General features: G+C 55.2%; 13 protein-coding genes (1 of these 13 only partly in view). 12 read left to right on the top strand and 1 reads right to left on the bottom strand.

What is annotated here, in order from left to right; all coding sequences use genetic code 11:
- The 4 genes from CSC3H3_RS01100 to CSC3H3_RS01085 all read left to right on the top strand — a co-directional run.
- Nucleotides 1-1,804, top strand: partial view of an FdhF/YdeP family oxidoreductase gene (locus tag CSC3H3_RS01100; protein WP_101283144.1) — the 3' portion only. It extends 536 nt beyond the left edge of the window; the window shows 1,804 of its 2,340 coding nt (coding positions 537-2,340); its start codon lies beyond the left edge, outside the window; the stop codon is at nucleotides 1,802-1,804.
- 171 nt (nucleotides 1,805-1,975) lie between these two features.
- Nucleotides 1,976-2,710 (top strand): DUF4396 domain-containing protein, encoded by a 735-nt coding sequence (locus CSC3H3_RS01095; protein WP_101283142.1) that lies wholly within the window; start codon nucleotides 1,976-1,978, stop codon nucleotides 2,708-2,710.
- Nucleotides 2,711-2,898: 188 nt separating this feature from the next.
- Nucleotides 2,899-4,482: a sigma-54-dependent transcriptional regulator gene (locus CSC3H3_RS01090; RefSeq protein WP_245881224.1), complete on the top strand. Its 1,584-nt coding sequence runs from the start codon at nucleotides 2,899-2,901 to the stop codon at nucleotides 4,480-4,482.
- The gene (locus CSC3H3_RS01085; RefSeq protein ID WP_101283140.1) at nucleotides 4,475-6,532 is read left to right on the top strand and encodes a sensor histidine kinase; all 2,058 of its coding nucleotides are present in this window, start codon (nucleotides 4,475-4,477) and stop codon (nucleotides 6,530-6,532) included. The genes CSC3H3_RS01090 and CSC3H3_RS01085 overlap by 8 nt, the downstream gene beginning before the upstream one ends.
- 20 nt (nucleotides 6,533-6,552) lie before the next feature.
- On the opposite strand, the gene CSC3H3_RS01080 is transcribed toward CSC3H3_RS01085, so the two are convergent.
- Nucleotides 6,553-6,945, bottom strand: a complete 393-nt coding sequence (locus CSC3H3_RS01080; protein ID WP_101283138.1) for a hypothetical protein — start codon at nucleotides 6,943-6,945, stop codon at nucleotides 6,553-6,555.
- Nucleotides 6,946-7,356: 411 nt separating this feature from the next.
- Between CSC3H3_RS01080 and CSC3H3_RS01075 the strand changes: the two genes are divergently transcribed.
- From CSC3H3_RS01075 to CSC3H3_RS01035, 8 genes are all read left to right on the top strand, one after another.
- Complete coding sequence (locus tag CSC3H3_RS01075; RefSeq protein WP_101271333.1) at nucleotides 7,357-9,105, top strand: OFA family MFS transporter; 1,749 nt, start codon at nucleotides 7,357-7,359, stop codon at nucleotides 9,103-9,105.
- A gap of 191 nt (nucleotides 9,106-9,296) precedes the next feature.
- Complete coding sequence (locus CSC3H3_RS01070) at nucleotides 9,297-10,193, top strand: LysR family transcriptional regulator (RefSeq protein WP_101283136.1); 897 nt, start codon at nucleotides 9,297-9,299, stop codon at nucleotides 10,191-10,193.
- A gap of 102 nt (nucleotides 10,194-10,295) precedes the next feature.
- The gene (locus tag CSC3H3_RS01065) at nucleotides 10,296-10,775 is read left to right on the top strand and encodes a formate dehydrogenase subunit gamma (protein ID WP_101271337.1); all 480 of its coding nucleotides are present in this window, start codon (nucleotides 10,296-10,298) and stop codon (nucleotides 10,773-10,775) included.
- Complete coding sequence (locus CSC3H3_RS01060; RefSeq protein ID WP_101283134.1) at nucleotides 10,772-12,328, top strand: formate dehydrogenase beta subunit; 1,557 nt, start codon at nucleotides 10,772-10,774, stop codon at nucleotides 12,326-12,328. The genes CSC3H3_RS01065 and CSC3H3_RS01060 overlap by 4 nt, the downstream gene beginning before the upstream one ends.
- A 4-nt stretch (nucleotides 12,329-12,332) precedes the next feature.
- Complete coding sequence (fdhF, locus tag CSC3H3_RS01055) at nucleotides 12,333-15,212, top strand: formate dehydrogenase subunit alpha (protein ID WP_101283132.1); 2,880 nt, start codon at nucleotides 12,333-12,335, stop codon at nucleotides 15,210-15,212.
- 258 nt (nucleotides 15,213-15,470) lie between these two features.
- A complete protein-coding gene (locus CSC3H3_RS01045) occupies nucleotides 15,471-15,695 on the top strand; it encodes a formate dehydrogenase subunit delta (protein WP_101271345.1) in 225 nt (74 codons plus the stop codon).
- Nucleotides 15,696-15,763: 68 nt separating this feature from the next.
- Nucleotides 15,764-16,543, top strand: coding sequence for a formate dehydrogenase accessory sulfurtransferase FdhD (fdhD, locus tag CSC3H3_RS01040; RefSeq protein WP_245881223.1), 780 nt, complete (start codon nucleotides 15,764-15,766; stop codon nucleotides 16,541-16,543).
- A 470-nt stretch (nucleotides 16,544-17,013) separates the two neighbouring features.
- Entirely contained in the window at nucleotides 17,014-19,254 is a 2,241-nt protein-coding gene (locus CSC3H3_RS01035) for a polysaccharide deacetylase family protein (RefSeq protein ID WP_157831787.1), read from the top strand.
- Nucleotides 19,255-19,267: the final 13 nt, after the last annotated feature.

The raw sequence follows: 19,267 nt of genomic DNA, 5'->3' as shown, positions 1-19,267 counted from the left end.
GTCCAATAACCTGCCGGATTCATCGAATATGTGCCATGAATCGACTTCGGTGGGCCTGCCCAAATCGATCGGGTCGCCGGTTGGCACGGTGCAACTGGAAGATTTTGCCGAATGCGACATGATCTTTTTTATCGGGCACAATGTTGGCACCAATGCCCCACGCATGTTGCACCCCCTGCAGGAAGCCCGCAAACGCGGTGTGCCACTGGTTACCTTTAACCCGTTGCCCGAACGGGGGCTGGTGCGGTTTAAAAACCCGCAATCCCCTGCCGAAATGTTATCGCCCGGGCCGGGCACGGAAATGTCGAGCGATTTTGTGCAGTTAAAAGCCGGTGGGGATTTATCCGTCCTGACCGGGATATGCAAACATCTGCTGGTGCTGGAAGACGAAGCCCAAAGGCAAGGTCAACCTGCCATCCTGGACCATGCATTCATCCAGGAACATACCAGCGGATTTGAGGAATTTTGTGCATTTTTGCGTGCAGAAAACTGGAACGAGATCGTTACCCGGTCCGGCATTGAACGGGACGAAATTGAACGGATCGCCGCCCTTTATGCCAGCAAAGAGCGCGTGATTGCCAATTACGGCATGGGCCTGACGCAGCATCGCGAAGGCGTCGAGAATGTCCAGATGCTGTGCAATATGCTGCTGATGCGTGGCAATATTGGCAAGGAAGGGGCGGGTATTTCGCCTGTGCGCGGCCATAGCAATGTGCAGGGCCAGCGCACCGTTGGCATTTCCGAAAAGCCCGAACTGGTCCCGCTTGATAAACTGGCGGCATTTTACCGGTTTGAACCCCCACGCCACAAAGGCCTGGATACCGTGGAAACCTGCCAGGGAATACTGGATGGCAGGGTGAAGGGGTTTGTTGGCCTGGGGGGCAATTTTTCGCGCGCGGTGCCTGAAACCGCGCTGGTGGAAAAAGCCTGGCGACGCATGGAATTACAGGTGCAGATCGCCACAAAACTGAACCGCAACCATTTGCTGACCACCCGCGCCACCTATTTGCTGCCCTGCCTTGGCCGCAGCGAACGCGACACCCAGGTCACCGGTGATCAATGGGTATCGATGGAGGATTCAACAGCCAATATTCACGGGTCCTTTGGCAAACGAGCGCCTGCCAGCGACAAGCTGATGTCCGAACCCGCAATTATCGCCAAACTGGCGCTGGCGACCTGCCCGGAAAAGGCCGACGTGCCCTGGCAGGCCTGGATTGATGATTATGCCTTGGTGCGCGATGCCATCGAGCGCGCCTATCCCGATGATTTCAAAGATTTCAACCAGCGTTTCACCCACCCCGGCGGGTTCCACCGCAATATCGTTGCCTGTAAGCGTGAATGGAAAACCGATAACGGCAAGGCCAATTTCATCACGCCACGGAACCTGAATGCCGACCCGGACATACAGGTAAACGGCAAAAATATCCTGACATTATTAACCATTCGATCCAATGACCAGTTCAACACCACCATTTATGGCTATGATGATCGGCTGCGCGGCATTCACGGAACGCGGATGGTTTTGCTGCTAAATGCCAACGACATTGCCCGCCTGGGCCTGAAGGAAGGCGAGATGGTCAATCTTCGCACTGCGGTTGAGGATGGCGTTGAAAGACGGGTTGAGGGGCTGCGCGTTGTTTCCTATGAAATACCTGCTGGCAATTGCGCGGGATATTACCCGGAGCTTAACCCGTTAATGCCGTTATTCCACCATTCGCGCACAGCCCATGTGCCCGCGGCAAAATCCATTCCCGTCCATATCGAAAAGGCCGGCAGACAGGAATATTCCGCCGCCCGCCACTAACGCCAAAATCGCCCGCACCACCTGCTTTTCCCCATACGGGGAAGTGGGGCAACCCTTTTGCGCCCCACCGGCACAACGACCCAACAAACCACCTGTTTCACGCAAGCACCCACTGCATTGGTGGCTGCACGTGATGCCTTTTATTTTCCATCTGAAACAAGGGAGCCTGTCATGATACCCGCCTGGCTACATGCCATTGCCATCATTTCGCTTTTGATGGGGCTGGTCAGTGCCATTGTTATCATTGTCGCTGAAATGCGCGATCCGCAGCATATGTGGATCATGAATGTTGTCTGGCCGCTTTTTGCGCTGTTTGCCTCGGTTGCGGCAATTTGGCTTTATTTCCGTTATGGGGTACTGGCATCGCACGGTTCAATGATGCCGGCGATGAAAAACAATAAAACCCCGCCCAACAAGCGTTTCACCCCCTTTGGCATCATGGTGGCAAAGGGCACCGCCCATTGCGGCAGTGGCTGTGCGCTGGGCGATATTATCGCCGAATGGCTGGTATTTCTTGTGCCCGCCATTGCCGTGTGGCTGGGTTATCCCGCTTTCTTTTCGGAAAAGATGTTTGCCACCTGGATTCTGGATTTCATTCTGGCGTTCGGTTTTGGTGTGGTGTTTCAATATTTTACAATCAAACCCATGCGTGACCTGAGTGTGGGACAGGGCATTCTTCAGGCGATCAAGGCCGATACCCTGTCACTGATATCGTGGCAGGTGGGGATGTATGGCTTTATGGCCATCGCCCATTTCCTGATTTTCAAGGACTTGCTGGGCGCTGAGCTGACGGTTGCCAGTGTCGAATTCTGGTTCATGATGCAGATCGCCATGGGATGCGGCTTTGTCACATCCTATCCGGTGAATATGTGGCTGATCCGAAGCGGTGTGAAAGAAAAGATGTAAGCTGGCGGCATTTGGATATGCCTGACACGCCTGCTAGGCATCAAACCGGCAATGGAACGGGTTCATCAGCAGGTTCATCGACGACTTCATGGACCTATGGCTAGATAAACCCGCCCGTTTGCCGGTTTTGCTTTTCCCTGCCGACTGATCTAATCTGGAAAAAAACAAGATAAAATCGGCGGAGGAACATGATGAGATCGACCGCACAGGGTGCGCCGGGAAAACCCGCGCATGTTTATACACCGCTGCCTCCGGTCAACCGGAGCGCTGATGATGCATCGTCGGATAACAGCACATCCCCGGCGGCAACGCCAAAACGCGCAGACACCACCACCGGAAAACACGACCCGGCCCGGACCAGCAATGACGAATTTCCGGGTGAAAGCCCGGCAAGCGATAGTGACGCCACCGACGGCCCGGGGCCGGAATTTGGCCCCTGGCTGGCGCAGGCATCGATCCTGATTGTTGATGATGAACCGGGCATGAGGAACTTTCTGGCCCGAACGCTTGGCCCACGCTGCAAACGGCTGGAAGAAGCTGCCGATTGCAACGAAGCAACACGCAAGCTTGATGAACATCATTTTGATGTCGTGATTCTTGATAACATCATGCCGGGCAAAAGCGGGGTGGAATGGCTGACCGAACAACGCGAAATCGGCTTTTTTGCCGATGCCATTTTAATGACCGCCTATGCCGACCTGGATACCGCGATCAAGGCGCTGCGCGCAGGTGCGGTTGATTTTGTGCTGAAACCTTTTCGGTCAAACCAGATATTAAACGCCGTGGCCCGCTGCCTAGACCGTATGCGCCTGCGCCGGGAAAACTATGTGTTGCGCCATGAATTGCGATCCACTTCGGACCATGTCCTGCTGCGTGACAAGCTGATTGGCTATTCCCCGGAAATTCAGGACATTCGCGATACCATTGCCCGCGTGGCCCCGTTGCCAACATCCATTCTGATTTCGGGTGAAAGCGGCACCGGCAAGGAAGTAACGGCGCGATCCATCCATGCCCTGTCGGACCGGGCGGATAAGCCCTTTGTCCCGGTGAATTGTGCTGCCATCCCTACCGATATGATCGAGGCCGAGCTTTTTGGCCATTTGAAAGGCGCCTTTACCGGGGCCAACCATGCCCGCGATGGCCTGTTTTTGCACGCGCAGGGCGGCACCCTGTTTCTGGATGAAATTGGCGAATTGCCATTGGCAACCCAAAGCAAGCTTTTGCGCGCGATTGAAGACCGGCGCATTCGCCCGGTTGGCTCCGAACGTGAGGCACCGGTTGATCTGCGCTTTATCTTTGCCACCAATGCCGATCTGGAAGCCGAGGTCGAGGCGGGGCGTTTCCGGGCAGATCTGTTTTATCGCATCAATGTCATGCAAATGCATATGCCGCCCTTGCGTGAACGCGGCGATGATGTGCTGGAACTTGCGGCCCTGTTCATGAACAAGCTGGGCAAGCAGCTGGGTATGCCGCCCGTTGCCATTGATGGTCCCGTGCGTGCCGGGTTAACCCGCTATAACTGGCCGGGCAATGTGCGCGAATTGCGCAACCTGATTGAACGATCCCTGATACTGGGGCGTTTCCCGCCGGAATTTCGCAATGATGACCTTGCCAATAGCGATAGTGGCGAAGACGAAACCCTGGACGAGCTGGAACGCCGCCACATCATGACCATGCTGCATAAAACCGGCGGCAATCGTAACGAAGTGGCCCGCCGCCTGGGGGTATCGCGCAAAACAATCGACCGCAAATGCGCAGCATGGAATGAATAACGCCACCACCAGCCCGCCAGAAAAACCAGCAGCCCCGACAACGGCCGCCATACAGCCCGGTGGCCGGTCTGTCCGGTTTCGGTTGCTTGCCATTGCCCTATTGCCAACATTGGTGATTTTGCCGCTGTTGCTGGGTTTCATGATGGCACGCTGGAATGGCAAATTTGATTCGCTTCTGACATCAAAGGTCCATGGCGACCTGACCATCGCACACCAGTATTTCAGCCATATTCTGGAAAATACCGGCAAACAGATCGAGGCCCTAGGCCAGTCAGTTTCCTTTCGCGAGGCCCTTTCGGGACCGAACGAACAACAGCACCTTTCCGCCCTTCTGGAACAGAAGCGCAAGGAAATGGGGCTGGATTTTTTATATCTGATCAATGGCAGTGCCAGGGTGGCGGGTGCATCCCCCAAAACAGTAAGCCCGGACACCAACCAGAACTGGCCCGTGATCAAAACCGCCCTTGCGGGCGGATCAAGAACCGCAGTTGATATTTTTAAGAATGCCGACCTTGCCGCCATTTCACCAGCCATGGCCCGGCGTGCGCGCCTCGATTTAATTGACACCCCGAATGCCGCCCCCACAGACCAGAATATTGAAAGCCGGGGCATGGTGATGCATTCGGCCAGCCACGTGGATATGGGTAATGGCATGCAGGGTGCCCTTGTGGGGGGCATATTGCTTAATCAGAATCTGGTTTTCATCGACACCATCAATGATCTGGTCTATCGCGCCAGCAGCCTGCCCGAGGGCAGCCAGGGTACCGCCACCCTGTTTCTGGATGATGTGCGCATATCAACCAATGTGCGCCTGTTTGAAAACCGCCGTGCGCTGGGCACCCGCGTTTCGGGCGCGGTAAGGACCGCCGTGCTGGATGATGGCAAGGTGTGGCTGGATCGCGCCTTTGTCGTCAATGACTGGTATATTTCCGCCTATGAACCCATCACCGATAGTTTTGGCAAACGGGTGGGCATGCTTTATGTCGGCTTTCTGGAACAGCCCTTTGCACGCACAAAATATGAAAGCCTGATTTTAATTGTTGGCGCATTTCTGGTGGTGGCGACCATTACCGTGCCGGTCTTTTTGCGCTGGGCACGGGGTATTTTTAAACCCCTGGAACGCATGACCCGCACCATTGCCCGGGTTGAAAACGGGGATTTGGGCGCACGCACCAACCTGCCCGCCGCACGTGATGAAATTTCGCATGTTGCCATGCATCTTGATGACCTGCTTGATCAGGTTCAGCAGCGCGACCGCCAGCTTCGCGACTGGAATGACGAGCTGAACACAAGGGTCGATGAACGCACCGCCGAACTGCAAAAAGCCAACCAGCAGCTTGAAGCCACCACCAAACAGTTGATCATGTCGGAGAAACTGGCAGCGATTGGCGAAATCACCGCAGGGGTCGCCCATGAAATCAACAATCCGGTGGCGGTATTGCAGGGCAACCTTGATGTGATGTGCAGCCTGTTGGGCGAACATGCCGATATTGCCAAAACCGAAATCCGCCTGATGGATGAACAGGTCAGCCGCATTAATCAGATCGTAACCAAGCTTTTGCAGTTCGCCAAACCCGAGGAATATGCCGGATTTGTCGAACGCCACGATGCCGGTGCCGTTATTGGCGATTGCCTGCCGCTGGTGCAGCATCTGCTAAACCGCGCCGCGATCGAGGTTAAACTGACCCATACCTCCACCCGGTTTGTGGTGATGAACCGGACGGAACTGCAACAGGTACTGGTGAATCTGATTGTGAATGCCATCCATGCCATGCCAAACGGCGGTATCCTGACCCTGATGGATCAGGATATGGCACGCGATGGCGAACCGGGCATATTAATAACGGTTGCCGATACCGGCACGGGCATGACACCCGATGTGATGGAACGCATTTTCGACCCGTTCTTTACCACCAAACGCCGCGAGGGAACGGGCCTTGGCCTTTCGATCAGCAAAACCCTGATCGACCGCCAGGGCGGCAGCTTTGATGTGCAAAGCACACCCGAGCAAGGTACCACCTTCCATATCTGGCTGCCTGAAGCCAACTAAAACGGTTTTAGGAATCAGACTCAGCCCCGTGTTTTCACCCCGTCATCACACAGAAACGGCAAAAACGAACCGGTTGCGCCCTCATTCATCATCAGCAGGGAAATACGATTGGCGTAATCAAGCTCTGCCGGGGTAGTCGGGCAGACATGGATGCGTGCGACACAGCCCGACGCAATGAATTCATCCTGGTTTTTCAGGAAATCCTTGCTCAGGCCCGCGGTATTTTCAGCCCTACTGCCCTGTGCCTGACCAGCATATTGGCTGCTATACTGAGTAAAAAGCTGGCATTTCTTTTCTGACCAGCTTGGCGATGCGGCGGGGTTCTGGTTGCCAGCGGCCTTGACTTGGCCTGCTGTTAGCGCACCGGCAAATACGGCCAAAGCCACCCCTGTAATTTTGCAGATCCTGCGCATCTGGCCCCTGTCCTTTCAATTGCGAAACCGGTTAATGGCGAAATGCCACCTTCAATGAGGCGTTCAATAGACAGCAAAAACCGGCAAAAGCATGTCAAAGAAGCAGGCTTTGCGAATTTGCCCGGCATTGCTTGAAACCACCAAAATGCTGCGCAGCATTTTGCCTGCAACCTTACCCTGCGGGCATGGACAAAATGTCCCGTCACCCGGTCATATTTCAAAAATAGTTGGACATTTTGTCCACACGCCAATCGCACGATAGAGAAAAACAATCAGAACCTTTCCAACAACACCGCCAAATCCCTGCCATTGCGGCAAATGGCACGGGATTTGCGGAGATGGGGGCTCCGGGCAATCACGGACGGGTCCCATCGGGGCCTGAAAAAACAGAATACCGGGAGGAAAACCTGAATGTTTGACAGCCTGAAAAAGGAACATATCGTCGCGCATGACGATTTCAACCGCTGGAAAGTTCCGCCAGCATCCATCGCGATTCATTTGTGCATTGGCTCCGTTTACGCATGGAGCATTTTCAACCCGCCCCTGATCAAGGAATTTGGCGTGGTTGCGGCCTCGTCGGGGGACTGGGGCCTGAAATCCGTTGTCTGGATTTTCTCGGTTGCCATCGTGTTTCTGGGCCTGGCTGCGGCATTTGGCGGCAAGTGGCTTGAAGAAGTCGGCCCGCGCATGGTTGGCGTTGTTGCAGCATTCTGCTGGGGTGGTGGTTTCATCATCGGCGGCCTGGGCATCATGACGCATCAGCTCTGGCTGGTTTATCTGGGTTATGGCGCGATTGGCGGCTGTGGCCTTGGCCTTGGTTACGTTTCACCGGTTTCCACCCTGATCCGATGGTTCCCTGACCGTCGCGGCATGGCAACCGGCATGGCGATTATGGGCTTTGGCGGCGGCGCAATGATCGCAACGCCGATCAAGGAATCGCTGCTGTCGTTTTTCTATAAGGCACCGGATTATCTGGGTGCCGAGGGTGCCGTTAATCTGGTTACCGAAGGCGGCAAACGCATGGCCGAAGTTGGCGGCCAGATGGTTGAAGTCGTGGTTGCAGGTGCAGCACAAGTGGCCTCTGCGCCGGTTCCGCTGCAGGAAGGCGTTTATGTTGTTGGCACCGGCAATACCGGCGCTGCCGCGACCTTCTTCACGCTGGGCATTGCCTATTTCATCGTCATGATCATTGCATCGTTCTCGTATCGTGTGCCGCGTGAAGGCTGGCTGCCGGCTGGCTGGACCCCGCCGACCGAAGATGCCGCATCCAAACGCATGATCACGCATAAAAACGTCCATATCGACCAGGCCCTGAAAACCCCGCAGTTCTACCTGCTGTGGATTGTTCTGTGCTTTAACGTGACGGCGGGCATCGGCGTGATTGGCGTTGCCAAAACCATGATGTCGGAAATTTTCGGATCAACCCTGCCGATGGTCGTGAATTCGGCCTTTGCGGCAACCTATGTGTTCATGATTTCGGTCTTTAACATGTGTGGCCGTTTCTTCTGGGCCTCCATTTCCGACTATATCGGCCGCAAAAACACCTATTTCTGCTTCTTTATCCTTGGCATCGTTCTGTATCTGTCGATCCCGTATGCTGCCGCACAGGTCAGTGTTAACCCGGCAGTGACCTGGCTGATCATGTTCTATGCTGCAACCATGATCATCTTCACCATGTATGGTGGGGGCTTTGCCACCATTCCGGCATATCTGGCCGATATTTTCGGCACCAAATATGTTGGTGGCATCCATGGTCGCCTGCTGACCGCATGGAGCACGGCTGGCGTTCTTGGCCCGCTTGCCATTACCGAACTGCGCCAGGCATCGGTGAACAATTCCATCACCGAACTGGCCAGCAAGGTTGACGCCACTGCCTTCCAGCAGAAATTCGGCGCTGGCATCGAACAGATCGACCAGCTTGTTGCCGCCAAAACCGTGACCATCGCCCGGTTGATGGAAATTGCCCCGGCGGGCACGGTTGACCCGACACCAAGCCTTTACAACACCACCATGTATGCCATGGCGGGCCTGCTGGTTGTTGGCCTGATTGCCAATGCCCTGGTCAAGCCGATCCATGACAAACATTACATGGAAACCGCTGGCAATACGGATTTCGACGCAGACGAAGCCCGTGCCGCAGCCCAGGCATCAAAGGCCTGATCCACCCCGGATTGCAGCACCCCGCCGGGTGCTGCATTTCGTCATTGCGGGTGATTTGTGCGCTTGCACGAATAATACCCACATGACGGGAAAGGTTTTGTTGCAGGTATCCGCCCCAAATCGGTTAACCTGCCTGCAACAAAACCACCTTAAACGGACCGGCATCACACCATGACCGGGACGGGGCAAGAATGATCGACAAACTGGAAATGTTTATGGTGCTCGCCCGCGAGCAGCATTTCGGCCACGCCGCCGAAGAATGCGGCGTAACCCAGCCCACCCTTTCAAGTGCCATTCGGCAACTGGAAGAACAGTTGGGCGTCATGCTGGTGCGGCGCGGATCACGGTTTCAGGGGCTGACCCTGGAAGGCGAACGGGTTCTGGACTGGGCGCGCCATATTGTTGGCAGTGCCCGTTCCATGCGCGATGAAATGCGCGCCATGCGACTGGGCCTGACCGGCAAGGTGAAAATTGCCGTTATCCCTACCGCCCTTGCCATGGTGCAGGAACTGACAACGCCCTTTCGTGAAAAACACCCCGACATTACCTTTTCGGTTTTATCGCGCACTTCGGGCGAAATTCGCACCCTTCTGGAAAATCTCGAGATCGATGCGGGTATCACCTACCTTGATAACGAACCACTGGGCCGCGTGACCAAGGTGCCGCTTTATGATGAACGCTATCTTCTGGTCAGCTCGGTCAATGCGGATTACTGCAATGGCAGTTCGATCAGCTGGCAGGATGCTGCGAAACTGCCATTGTGCCTGTTAACGCCCGATATGCAAAACCGCCGTATCATCGACAGCCACCTGGCCGAAGCCGGGGTGGAAGCCAAACCAACACTGGTATCCGATTCGATGATTGCGCTGTTTTCCCATGTCCAGACCGGGAACTGGGCCAGCATCATGCCGGAAAAAATGATCGAGACTTTCGGCCTGCCTGACCGCATTCGCGCCATTCCGATCACCAGCCCCGATGCCCGCCACCAGGTTGGCCTGATTACCGCCAGCCGCGAGCCGCAAACACCGGTGATTGCCGCCCTGATCAAGGAAGCCACGCGCATTGCTGCAATGCAGCAAACTAATTGATAGGCTTTTGCTATCGCGTAACGGGAACGCTCTATTGAACGCAGTGACGGTTTTGCCGACACTGGAAAAAATAAACAAAGACTGCTTTGTGAGAGAGGCTGCATGTCTTTATCTGTTTCGACCGAGGAAATGTCCGCCCGGGTCGGTGCCATCGTTGATGCCTGCGCCGAGCTGGAAGGACCGCTATTGCCAATTTTGCATGATGTGCAGAAGGAATTCGGCTTTGTGCCGCAACCTGCCCTGCAGATCATTGCCAACCGCCTGAATTTAAGCCGGGCGGAAGTTCATGGCGTGGCAAGTTTTTACCATGATTTCCGTGAAGAGCACCCGGGACGCCATGTCCTGAAAATCTGCCGGGCGGAAGCCTGCCAGTCCATGGGCGCAGACCGGGTGGCAGACCATGCCAAACGCGCGCTGAAAGTCGACTGGCACGAAACCACCAGCGACGATGCCATCACCCTTGAGCCGGTCTATTGCCTGGGCCTGTGCGCCTGCGCACCGGCCGCCCTGATGGATGAAAAACTGGTCGGCCGGGTGGATGAAAAGCGCCTTGATACCCTGATCAAGGAGGCACGGTCATGACCGTTAAAATTTATGTACCGCTGGATTCCGGGGCCATTGCCCTTGGCGCGGATGACGTTGCCAGCACCGTTTCGGGCGAAATCGCCAAACGCGGGCTTGATGCCAAACTGGTGCGCAACGGGTCGCGCGGGATGTACTGGCTGGAACCCATGATCGAGGTCGAAACCGCAAATGGGCGTTTTGCCTATGGCCCGGTCACACCCGATGATGTTGCCAGCCTGTTTGATGCCGGTTTTATGACCGGCGCCAGCCACGACCTGGCCCTTGGCGCCACCGAGGAAATCCCGTTTCTGAAAAAACAGACACGCCTGACCTTTGCCCGGTGCGGCATCATTGATCCGCTATCGGTTGAGGATTACCGCGCCTATGAAGGTTTCGCCGGGCTGGACAAGGCCCTGAAAATGAAACCGGCCGAGATCGTCAAACAGGTTACCGATAGCGGCCTGCGCGGTCGTGGCGGTGCCGGTTTCCCGACCGGGGTGAAATGGAATACCGTTCTGGGCGCCAAGGCCGACCAGAAATACATCGTCTGCAATGCCGACGAAGGCGACAGCGGCACCTTTGCCGATCGCATGATCATGGAAGGCGAACCGTTTGTTCTGATCGAAGGCATGATCATTGCCGGGATCGCAACGGGCGCGACCAAGGGATATCTTTATACCCGTTCGGAATATCCCGATGCCATCCGCATCATGGAAGAGGCCGTCAAGGTTGCGCGCGCAGCCGGTATCCTTGGTAAAAACATCCTGGGGTCGGAATATGATTTCGACATGGAAGTTCGCACCGGTGCGGGCGCCTATGTTTGCGGCGAGGAAACATCGCTTCTGAACAGCCTGGAAGGCAAACGTGGCATTGTGCGGGCCAAACCGCCGCTTCCGGCGCTTGAAGGATTCCTTGGCCGGCCGACAGTTGTAAACAATGTGCTGTCGCTGGCATCTGTTCCCATCATCATGGACAAGGGTGCTGAATTTTACCGTGATTTTGGCATGGGCCATTCCCGTGGTACAATTCCCATCCAGCTTGCTGGCAATATCCGCCATGGTGGCCTTTTTGAAACCGCCTTTGGCCTGACGCTGGGTGAACTGGTTGATGACATTGGTGGCGGTACGGCAACGGGCCGCCCGGTACGGGCCGTGCAGGTGGGCGGGCCTTTGGGGGCCTATTTCCCGCGGGATCTGTTTGATACGCCCTTTGATTACGAAGAATTTGCCAAGCGTGACGGCCTGATCGGCCATGCCGGTATCGTCGTTTTTGACGATACCGTGGATCTGATGAAACAGGCCCGGTTTGCGATGGAATTTTGCGCCATCGAAAGCTGTGGCAAATGTACGCCGTGCCGCATTGGTGCCGTTCGTGGCGTTGAAACCGTTGATAAAATTGCCAAGGGCGAAGAACCCGAAGCCCAGATCGAGCTATTGCACGATTTGTGCGACACGATGAAGTTCGGCTCCCTTTGCGCATTGGGCGGGTTTACCCCCTATCCGGTTTTAAGTGCGCTGACCCACTTCCCCGAAGATTTCAAGCCACGCGCGCTTGATATTGCAGCGGAGTAAGAAAATGTCCCTGGTTTCAGAGATTGATTACGGAACGCCTGCCGTTAAGTCCGAAAAAACCGTTACCCTGAATATTGACGGTTTTGACGTTACCGTGCCCGAAGGCACGTCTGTCATGCGCGCCTCGATGGAGGCTGGCATTGAAATTCCCAAACTGTGCGCAACCGACATGGTTGATGCCTTTGGGTCGTGCCGCCTGTGCCTGGTTGAAATTGAAGGCCGCCGTGGCACACCGTCATCCTGCACCACCCCGGCAACAGATGGCATGGTTGTGCATACCCAGAATGACCGGTTAAAAAAGCTGCGTCGCGGGGTGATGGAACTTTATATTTCCGACCACCCGCTGGATTGTTTGACCTGTGCGGCCAATGGCGATTGCGAATTGCAGGACATGGCCGGTGCCGTTGGCCTGCGTGATGTGCGTTATGGCTACGAAGGTGAAAACCACGTCAAAGCCCGTCAGAACGGCGAAGAAAACCCGCGCTATATGGCCAAGGATGAAAGCAACCCGTATTTCACCTATGACCCCAGCAAGTGCATTGTCTGTTCGCGTTGTGTGCGTGCCTGCGAAGAAGTCCAGGGTACGTTTGCCCTAACAATTGAAGGCCGTGGTTTTGAATCGCGCGTGTCACCTGGCATGCACGAAGATTTCCTGTCCTCCGAATGTGTGTCCTGCGGGGCCTGTGTCCAGGCTTGCCCGACGGCCACGTTGCAGGAAAAATCGGTTATCGAAATTGGCCAGCCGGAACATTCGGTTGTTACCACCTGTGCCTATTGCGGGGTGGGTTGTTCGTTCAAGGCGGAAATGCGCGGCGATGAACTGGTGCGCATGGTCCCCTACAAGGATGGCAAGGCCAACCGTGGCCATAGCTGTGTTAAGGGCCGGTTTGCCTATGGCTATGCCAGCCACAAGGACCGCATCCTCAAACCGATGATCCGCGATAACATCAACGATCCCTGGCGCGAAGTTTCGTGGGAAGAGGCCCTGACCTATACGGCCAATAAATTCCGCAGCATCCAGTCGCAATATGGCAAGGAATCGATTGGCGGCATCACGTCATCGCGTTGCACCAACGAAGAAACTTTCCTGGTGCAAAAACTGATCCGTGCCGGTTTTGGCAATAACAATGTCGATACCTGTGCGCGTGTTTGCCATTCACCCACGGGCTATGGCCTGAAAACCACCTTTGGCACCTCGGCCGGCACCCAGGATTTTGACAGTGTCGAACAAACCGATGTTGTCATTCTGATCGGTGCCAACCCGACAGACGGCCACCCGGTTTTTGCATCGCGCCTGAAAAAACGTCTGCGCGCTGGTGCCCAGCTTATCGTCATTGACCCGCGCCGGATTGACCTTGTGCGCTCCCCGCACATTCAGGCAGCAGCTCACCTGCCGCTGCGCCCGGGCAGCAACGTTGCGGTTCTTTCGGCACTGGCCCATGTCATTGTCACCGAAGACCTGTATGACGAAGCCTTCATTCGCGAAAAGTGCGACTGGTCCGAGTTTGAAGACTGGGCAGCCTTTGTTGCCGATGCCAAAAACAGCCCCGAAGAAGTCGAAAAGATTTCCGGTGTCCCGGCTGATGAAATTCGCAAGGCTGCGCGCATTTTTGCCACCGGCGGCAATGGCGCGATCTATTACGGCCTTGGCGTTACCGAACATAGCCAGGGATCAACCACGGTTATGGCGATTGCCAACCTGGCAATGGCAACGGGCAATATCGGCCGTCCCGGCGTGGGTGTGAACCCGCTGCGTGGCCAGAACAACGTGCAGGGTTCATGCGATATGGGGTCCTTCCCCCATGAACTGCCCGGCTACCGCCATATCAGCGATGATGGCACCCGCGACATTTTTGAAAAATTGTGGGGTGTCAAACTCAATGACGAGCCGGGATTGCGCATTCCCAACATGCTCGATGCTGCCGTTGATGGCACATTCCGGGGCATTTACATTCAGGGCGAAGACATTTTGCAGTCCGACCCGGACACCAAACATGTTGCCGCCGGCCTTGCCGCAATGGAATGCGTTGTCGTTCATGACCTGTTTTTGAACGAAACGGCAAATTACGCGCATGTGTTTTTGCCCGGTTCGACCTTCCTGGAAAAAGACGGCACATTCACCAATGCCGAACGCCGCATTAACCGCGTTCGCCGCGTGATGAAGCCGAAAAACGGCTATGCCGACTGGGAAGTGACGCAAAACCTTGCCAAGGCAATGGGGCTGGACTGGAACTATACCCACCCGTCACAGGTGATGGACGAAATCGCCGCCACGACCCCCAGCTTTGCCGGTGTGACATACGACCTGCTGGAACGCGAAGGGTCGGTTCAGTGGCCGTGCAACGAAAAGGCACCGCTGGGCACCCCGGTCATGCATATTGATGGCTTTGTGCGCGGCAAGGGCAAATTCGTTGTCACCGAATATGTTGCGACCGACGAAAAAACCGGTCCGCGCTTCCCGCTGCTGCTTACCACGGGCCGCATCCTCAGCCAGTATAATGTGGGGGCGCAAACACGCCGCACCCAAAACAGCGTCTGGCACGAGGAAGACCTTCTGGAAATCCATCCGCATGACGCCGAACAGCGCGGCATTCGTGATGGTGACTGGATCCGTCTCGCATCACGCTCGGGTGAAACCACGCTACGCACCAAAATTACCGATCGTGTGGCGCCGGGTGTTGTTTACACCACCTTCCACCATCCGGGCACGCAGGCCAACGTGATCACCACCGACTTTACCGACTGGGCAACCAACTGCCCCGAATACAAGGTAACGGCGGTGCAGGTTTCGGCATCCAACGGCCCAACGGAATGGCAGGTGGAATATGATGCCCAGGCAGAACTGTCCCGGCGCATTCTACCCACCATCGACGCTGCCGAATAAGGCATGATCCAATTTGGCGGGGACCACACCATCTGGTCCCCGCCAAAACACCATTGATTGGCCGTCGAACCGGGGCTGAACGGCCCCGATGGCGCACCAATCAACCCCTGTTGATGCAGGTATGTTAAAACCACCACCACCGCGCTGGCCTTCGTAAGGGAGCCCAGTTTTGCTGCGCACAAAAGCAGATGATGGTTTTGAAAAACCCTGCAAAATTTTATATGCTGAACCAACGCTTTCTGGCCGGAGAAACCACCCATGAAGTCCGAAAAACTCGTTTACATGGCCAACCAGATTGCCACCTTTTTCAAATCCCAACCGGCTGAAACCGCCGTGCCGGGGATTTCCGGGCATATCAATGATTTTTGGGAACCGCGTATGCGAAGCGCGCTTTTTGCCCATATCGAAAAAGGCGGCGACGGCCTTGATCCGCTGGTGCTGGCGGCAGCCCCGCACATTCGCAAGGTCAAAGAACCCGCCTGATCAACCCGAAACTGGCGCACTATAAAATGGCATCCAACCCGGCCCCAAAGCCCACTGGCAGCAATGACATGTTTGACAATCGCAGCTTTGATCCTGCGGTTGCCATTACTGATCAGGATGCCGGTACGGACGCCCTTTTTCTACAGCCCGAAGTGCCCGCAGCACTGGTTTTTAACGGCAAATCCCATGCCGTGATGATGACGTCACCTTACGATCTGGAAGATTTCGTGACTGGCTTCTGCCTGAGCGAAGGCATCATCAACGATATGTCGCAAATCAGAATTCAGGATGTTCGCGCTACCCTGCGGGGTTACGTGATCGAGGCGGAATTGGACGAAGACTGCGTCGATGCGCTAAGCGACCGGCAACGCACCCTTGAGGGCCGGTCAGGCTGCGGGTTATGCGGTGTGCAATCGCTTGAAGCCATCCCGGCAGAGGCCCCGCGCAAGGTTACCCCCGGCAACATGCCGCAAAATGTGGTGCTGGCCGCCATCGATGACCTGCCAAACTATCAAAGCCGCAACAAGGCCGGTGGCGGGTTGCTTCATGCCAGCGCCTTTGCCGATGCCAGCGGCAACATCCTGCTCGCGCGCGAGGATATCGGCCGTCATAACGCCCTTGATAAGGTTTTGGGTGCCATCGCCCGACAAAATATCGACCCGGTCGGTGGTTTCATCCTTATGACCAGCCGGTGTTCCTATGAAATTGTCACCAAAACCGTGCAATGCGGTATTGGCGGGCTTGTCACCCTTTCCGGCCCTACATTAACGGCGGTCAATCTGGCACGGCAGGCGGGTTTAACCCTGATCTGCCGGGAAAGACGCGGTCTTTTCCGCCGCTTTGCCTGACCGGCAGGCATTTATCCGGCCTTTGCCGCATTCCCGCACTTCCATGTATCCTTCACGCTGGTATCCAGGCGTGTGCGCCAGTCATGGGGCGGCATAAGTCGTGGCAAATACCATGGCAATTTGGCGTTGGGCGAAGCCTGCCTTTAAAATCGCATTTGTCCCGGTGCATCAATATTAGAAATATTTAAAATTACCCGGTAATTTATTTACCTGGCTTTGATATTTATAAATATCTACAGGTCAAACTGAACCTGCATGGGGAATTACCCGTAAAATGAAAGGTCGAATAAACGGACCTTTCTTTATGCAAGTCATTATCATTTACGTAAGAATAAGCCCCCACATACATTAAATGCCGAAAGTACAAGTTTTTCTGTAACTTCCTATACAATCCGCGTAAAAGGGCAAACTGGATCGTCTAATATATCCTGTAATGCCCTGGGGCTATGCTTCAGCAGATGGGTGTGGTTTTGGCCTCATTTTTTAAAATTTTCCGGCAAGTTATTATCTGCTTTATTGTACTTGCACCTATTTCGCTGGCACAGGCGCGCCCTGTCTCGCGCGAGATTGCATCGGTTTATTATTCCCCCGAAGACCCCAAACCCCGCTTTACCGCGGGCCATGCCCTAGCGGAAACAGTCCTGAATTTTCTGGGGCTGACCGTAACCCATTTTGACCTGGGCAAGGGTTTGCCGAAATTTAATGACCCACATGAATATCGCGGCATTCTGGTCTGGATGGAAATTGACCGCCTGCCGGACCCCGAAGGCTTTTTAAAATGGCTTGATGCCCAGATGAATGCCGGCACCCGGGTTGTGATGCTGGGCGACTGGTCCTTTTTGCAGGACCTGAACGGCAAAACCGTTCCCCTGACATTGGTGAACCGGGTTTTGAACCGTTTGGGCGGGCAGTTTGATGGCGACTGGGAACAGTTCACCTTTGATTACAGCCTGAAGCATTTTGACCCCGACATGACGGATTACGAAGCCGACATTGTCAAACCGTTGCCAACTTTTTACGGGGTCAGTCGTGCATCAAGCGGTTCAACACCGTTTGTCACGGCATCACCACCGCAATCAAACAGCGAATTTGTGCTCGGTGCCTTTGGCCCGTCGGGCGGATTTGTGCAGGACGGTTACGCGGTTCGCATTGGCCGAAACGAACATGACCGGAAATGGATTCTTAACCCGTTCAAGTTCTTTTCACGTGCTTTCAACCTCGAAGATTTCCCGAAAATAGATACCACCACCCTGATGGGGCGGCGGATTTATTATTCGCATATTGATGGCGATGGCTGGCGAAACCTTAGCGAAATTCGCGGCGATGATGACCAGCCCCTGCTTGATTCCGAAGTTGTCTATCGCGACCTGATCAAACCTTTTCCCGACCTGCCGGTATCGGTCGCCCCCATCGCGGCAGACCTTGATCCGAACTGGGCTGGCACCAAGCGCACCGGCGATATCGAACGCAAATTTTGCGCCCTGCCCCAGGTCGAGGCGGCATCGCACACCTACACCCACCCCTTTCAGTGGAGCTATTTCGACAATTATTCGTCGAAACGTGAATCTCGCGATTTTGGCCAGAATGGCAGCGACATTCCCAAGCGGGTGCTGGAATTTCTGGGGATCGCGGATGACATTGATGCATCCGATACGGGTTTGAAAAAATCCTATGAATTGCCGCGCGCCTATATTCGCCGTCCGTTCGACCTGCATCAGGAAATTGTCGAAGCCGCCGATTATATCTCGACCTTCTGCCCGCCCGGCAAAAAGGTGGAACTGATCCAGTGGTCGGGAGATACATCGCCTTTTGAAGCCGCCATTGCCATGGCTGACAGCATTGATCTGCCCAATCTGAATGGAGGTGACAGCCGCTGGGACCCGGATTATCCATCGCTGGCATGGGTGGCACCGGTGGGCATGCGTGTGGGCAAAACCGTGCAGGTTTACGCATCAAACAGCAACGAAAACACCTATACGCGCCTGTGGTCGGACCGTTATTTCGGTTTCCGCTATCTTTCCAGCACGATTGAAAATACCGAAAGCCCCATTCGCCTGCGGCCCTTCAACATCTATTACCACATGTATTCGGGCGAAAAGGTCGCCAGCCGCAATGCTGTGCTTTCCAACCTGGAACTGGCGCGCAAATCATCCATCATTCCCATATCGGCCAGCCGTTACGCCCGCCTGGGCAAGGGCTTTTTCACCGCCGAGATTGAAAAAACCAAGAATGGCAACTGGCAGATCCGCAATCGTGGCACGGCCGGTACAGTGCGCTTTGACAATGGCAAACATCTGGCCGTTGATTTTTCAAATTCCTATGGTGTGATCGGCCAGACCCATTATCAGGGCAGCCTTTACATCTCGCTTGATGAAGCGGTTGAAACACCGGTTATTTCCGTAAAAACCAGCGATACCGAGGCCAGATACCCCGTTGCCAGCCAGCCCTATATTGTTTCAAGCCGCTGGCGGGCCTGGGACCTTCAAAATACCAATGGCGCACTTCATATGAAGTTACAGGGTTTTGGCAAAGGCGAAATGCAATGGCGCACCCGCCCGTCTGCCAAATTCAAACTGTATGTTCCCGCCAGCGGCGAACGGCCCGAATGGACCGAAACCGTGTCGGCCGATGCCAATGGCATGCTGACCTACACCATCCCGCTTGATGGCATTTCCGGTGCCGAACTTACGCTTGAACCCGTAACGGAATAGGCAGCAACAGTGC

The organism is Thalassospira marina (assembly GCF_002844375.1).
In the GTDB taxonomy this organism is placed as follows: domain Bacteria; phylum Pseudomonadota; class Alphaproteobacteria; order Rhodospirillales; family Thalassospiraceae; genus Thalassospira; species Thalassospira marina.
This window is presented reverse-complemented; position numbering and strand designations above follow the sequence as displayed.

What these genes read in the sequence shown, in the direction of transcription:
- CSC3H3_RS01095 (WP_101283142.1), top strand. Translation starts at nt 1,976, where the DNA reads ATGATACCCGCCTGGCTACATGCCATTGCCATCATTTCGCTTTTGATG.
- CSC3H3_RS01090 (WP_245881224.1), top strand. Translation starts at nt 2,899, where the DNA reads ATGATGAGATCGACCGCACAGGGTGCGCCGGGAAAACCCGCGCATGTT.
- CSC3H3_RS01065 (WP_101271337.1), top strand. Translation starts at nt 10,296, where the DNA reads ATGTCTTTATCTGTTTCGACCGAGGAAATGTCCGCCCGGGTCGGTGCC.
- CSC3H3_RS01060 (WP_101283134.1), top strand. Translation starts at nt 10,772, where the DNA reads ATGACCGTTAAAATTTATGTACCGCTGGATTCCGGGGCCATTGCCCTT.
- CSC3H3_RS01045 (WP_101271345.1), top strand. Translation starts at nt 15,471, where the DNA reads ATGAAGTCCGAAAAACTCGTTTACATGGCCAACCAGATTGCCACCTTT.
- fdhF (WP_101283132.1), top strand. Translation starts at nt 12,333, where the DNA reads ATGTCCCTGGTTTCAGAGATTGATTACGGAACGCCTGCCGTTAAGTCC.
- CSC3H3_RS01075 (WP_101271333.1), top strand. Translation starts at nt 7,357, where the DNA reads ATGTTTGACAGCCTGAAAAAGGAACATATCGTCGCGCATGACGATTTC.
- CSC3H3_RS01080 (WP_101283138.1), bottom strand. Translation starts at nt 6,945, where the DNA reads ATGCGCAGGATCTGCAAAATTACAGGGGTGGCTTTGGCCGTATTTGCC.
- CSC3H3_RS01070 (WP_101283136.1), top strand. Translation starts at nt 9,297, where the DNA reads ATGATCGACAAACTGGAAATGTTTATGGTGCTCGCCCGCGAGCAGCAT.
- fdhD (WP_245881223.1), top strand. Translation starts at nt 15,764, where the DNA reads ATGTTTGACAATCGCAGCTTTGATCCTGCGGTTGCCATTACTGATCAG.
- CSC3H3_RS01085 (WP_101283140.1), top strand. Translation starts at nt 4,475, where the DNA reads ATGAATAACGCCACCACCAGCCCGCCAGAAAAACCAGCAGCCCCGACA.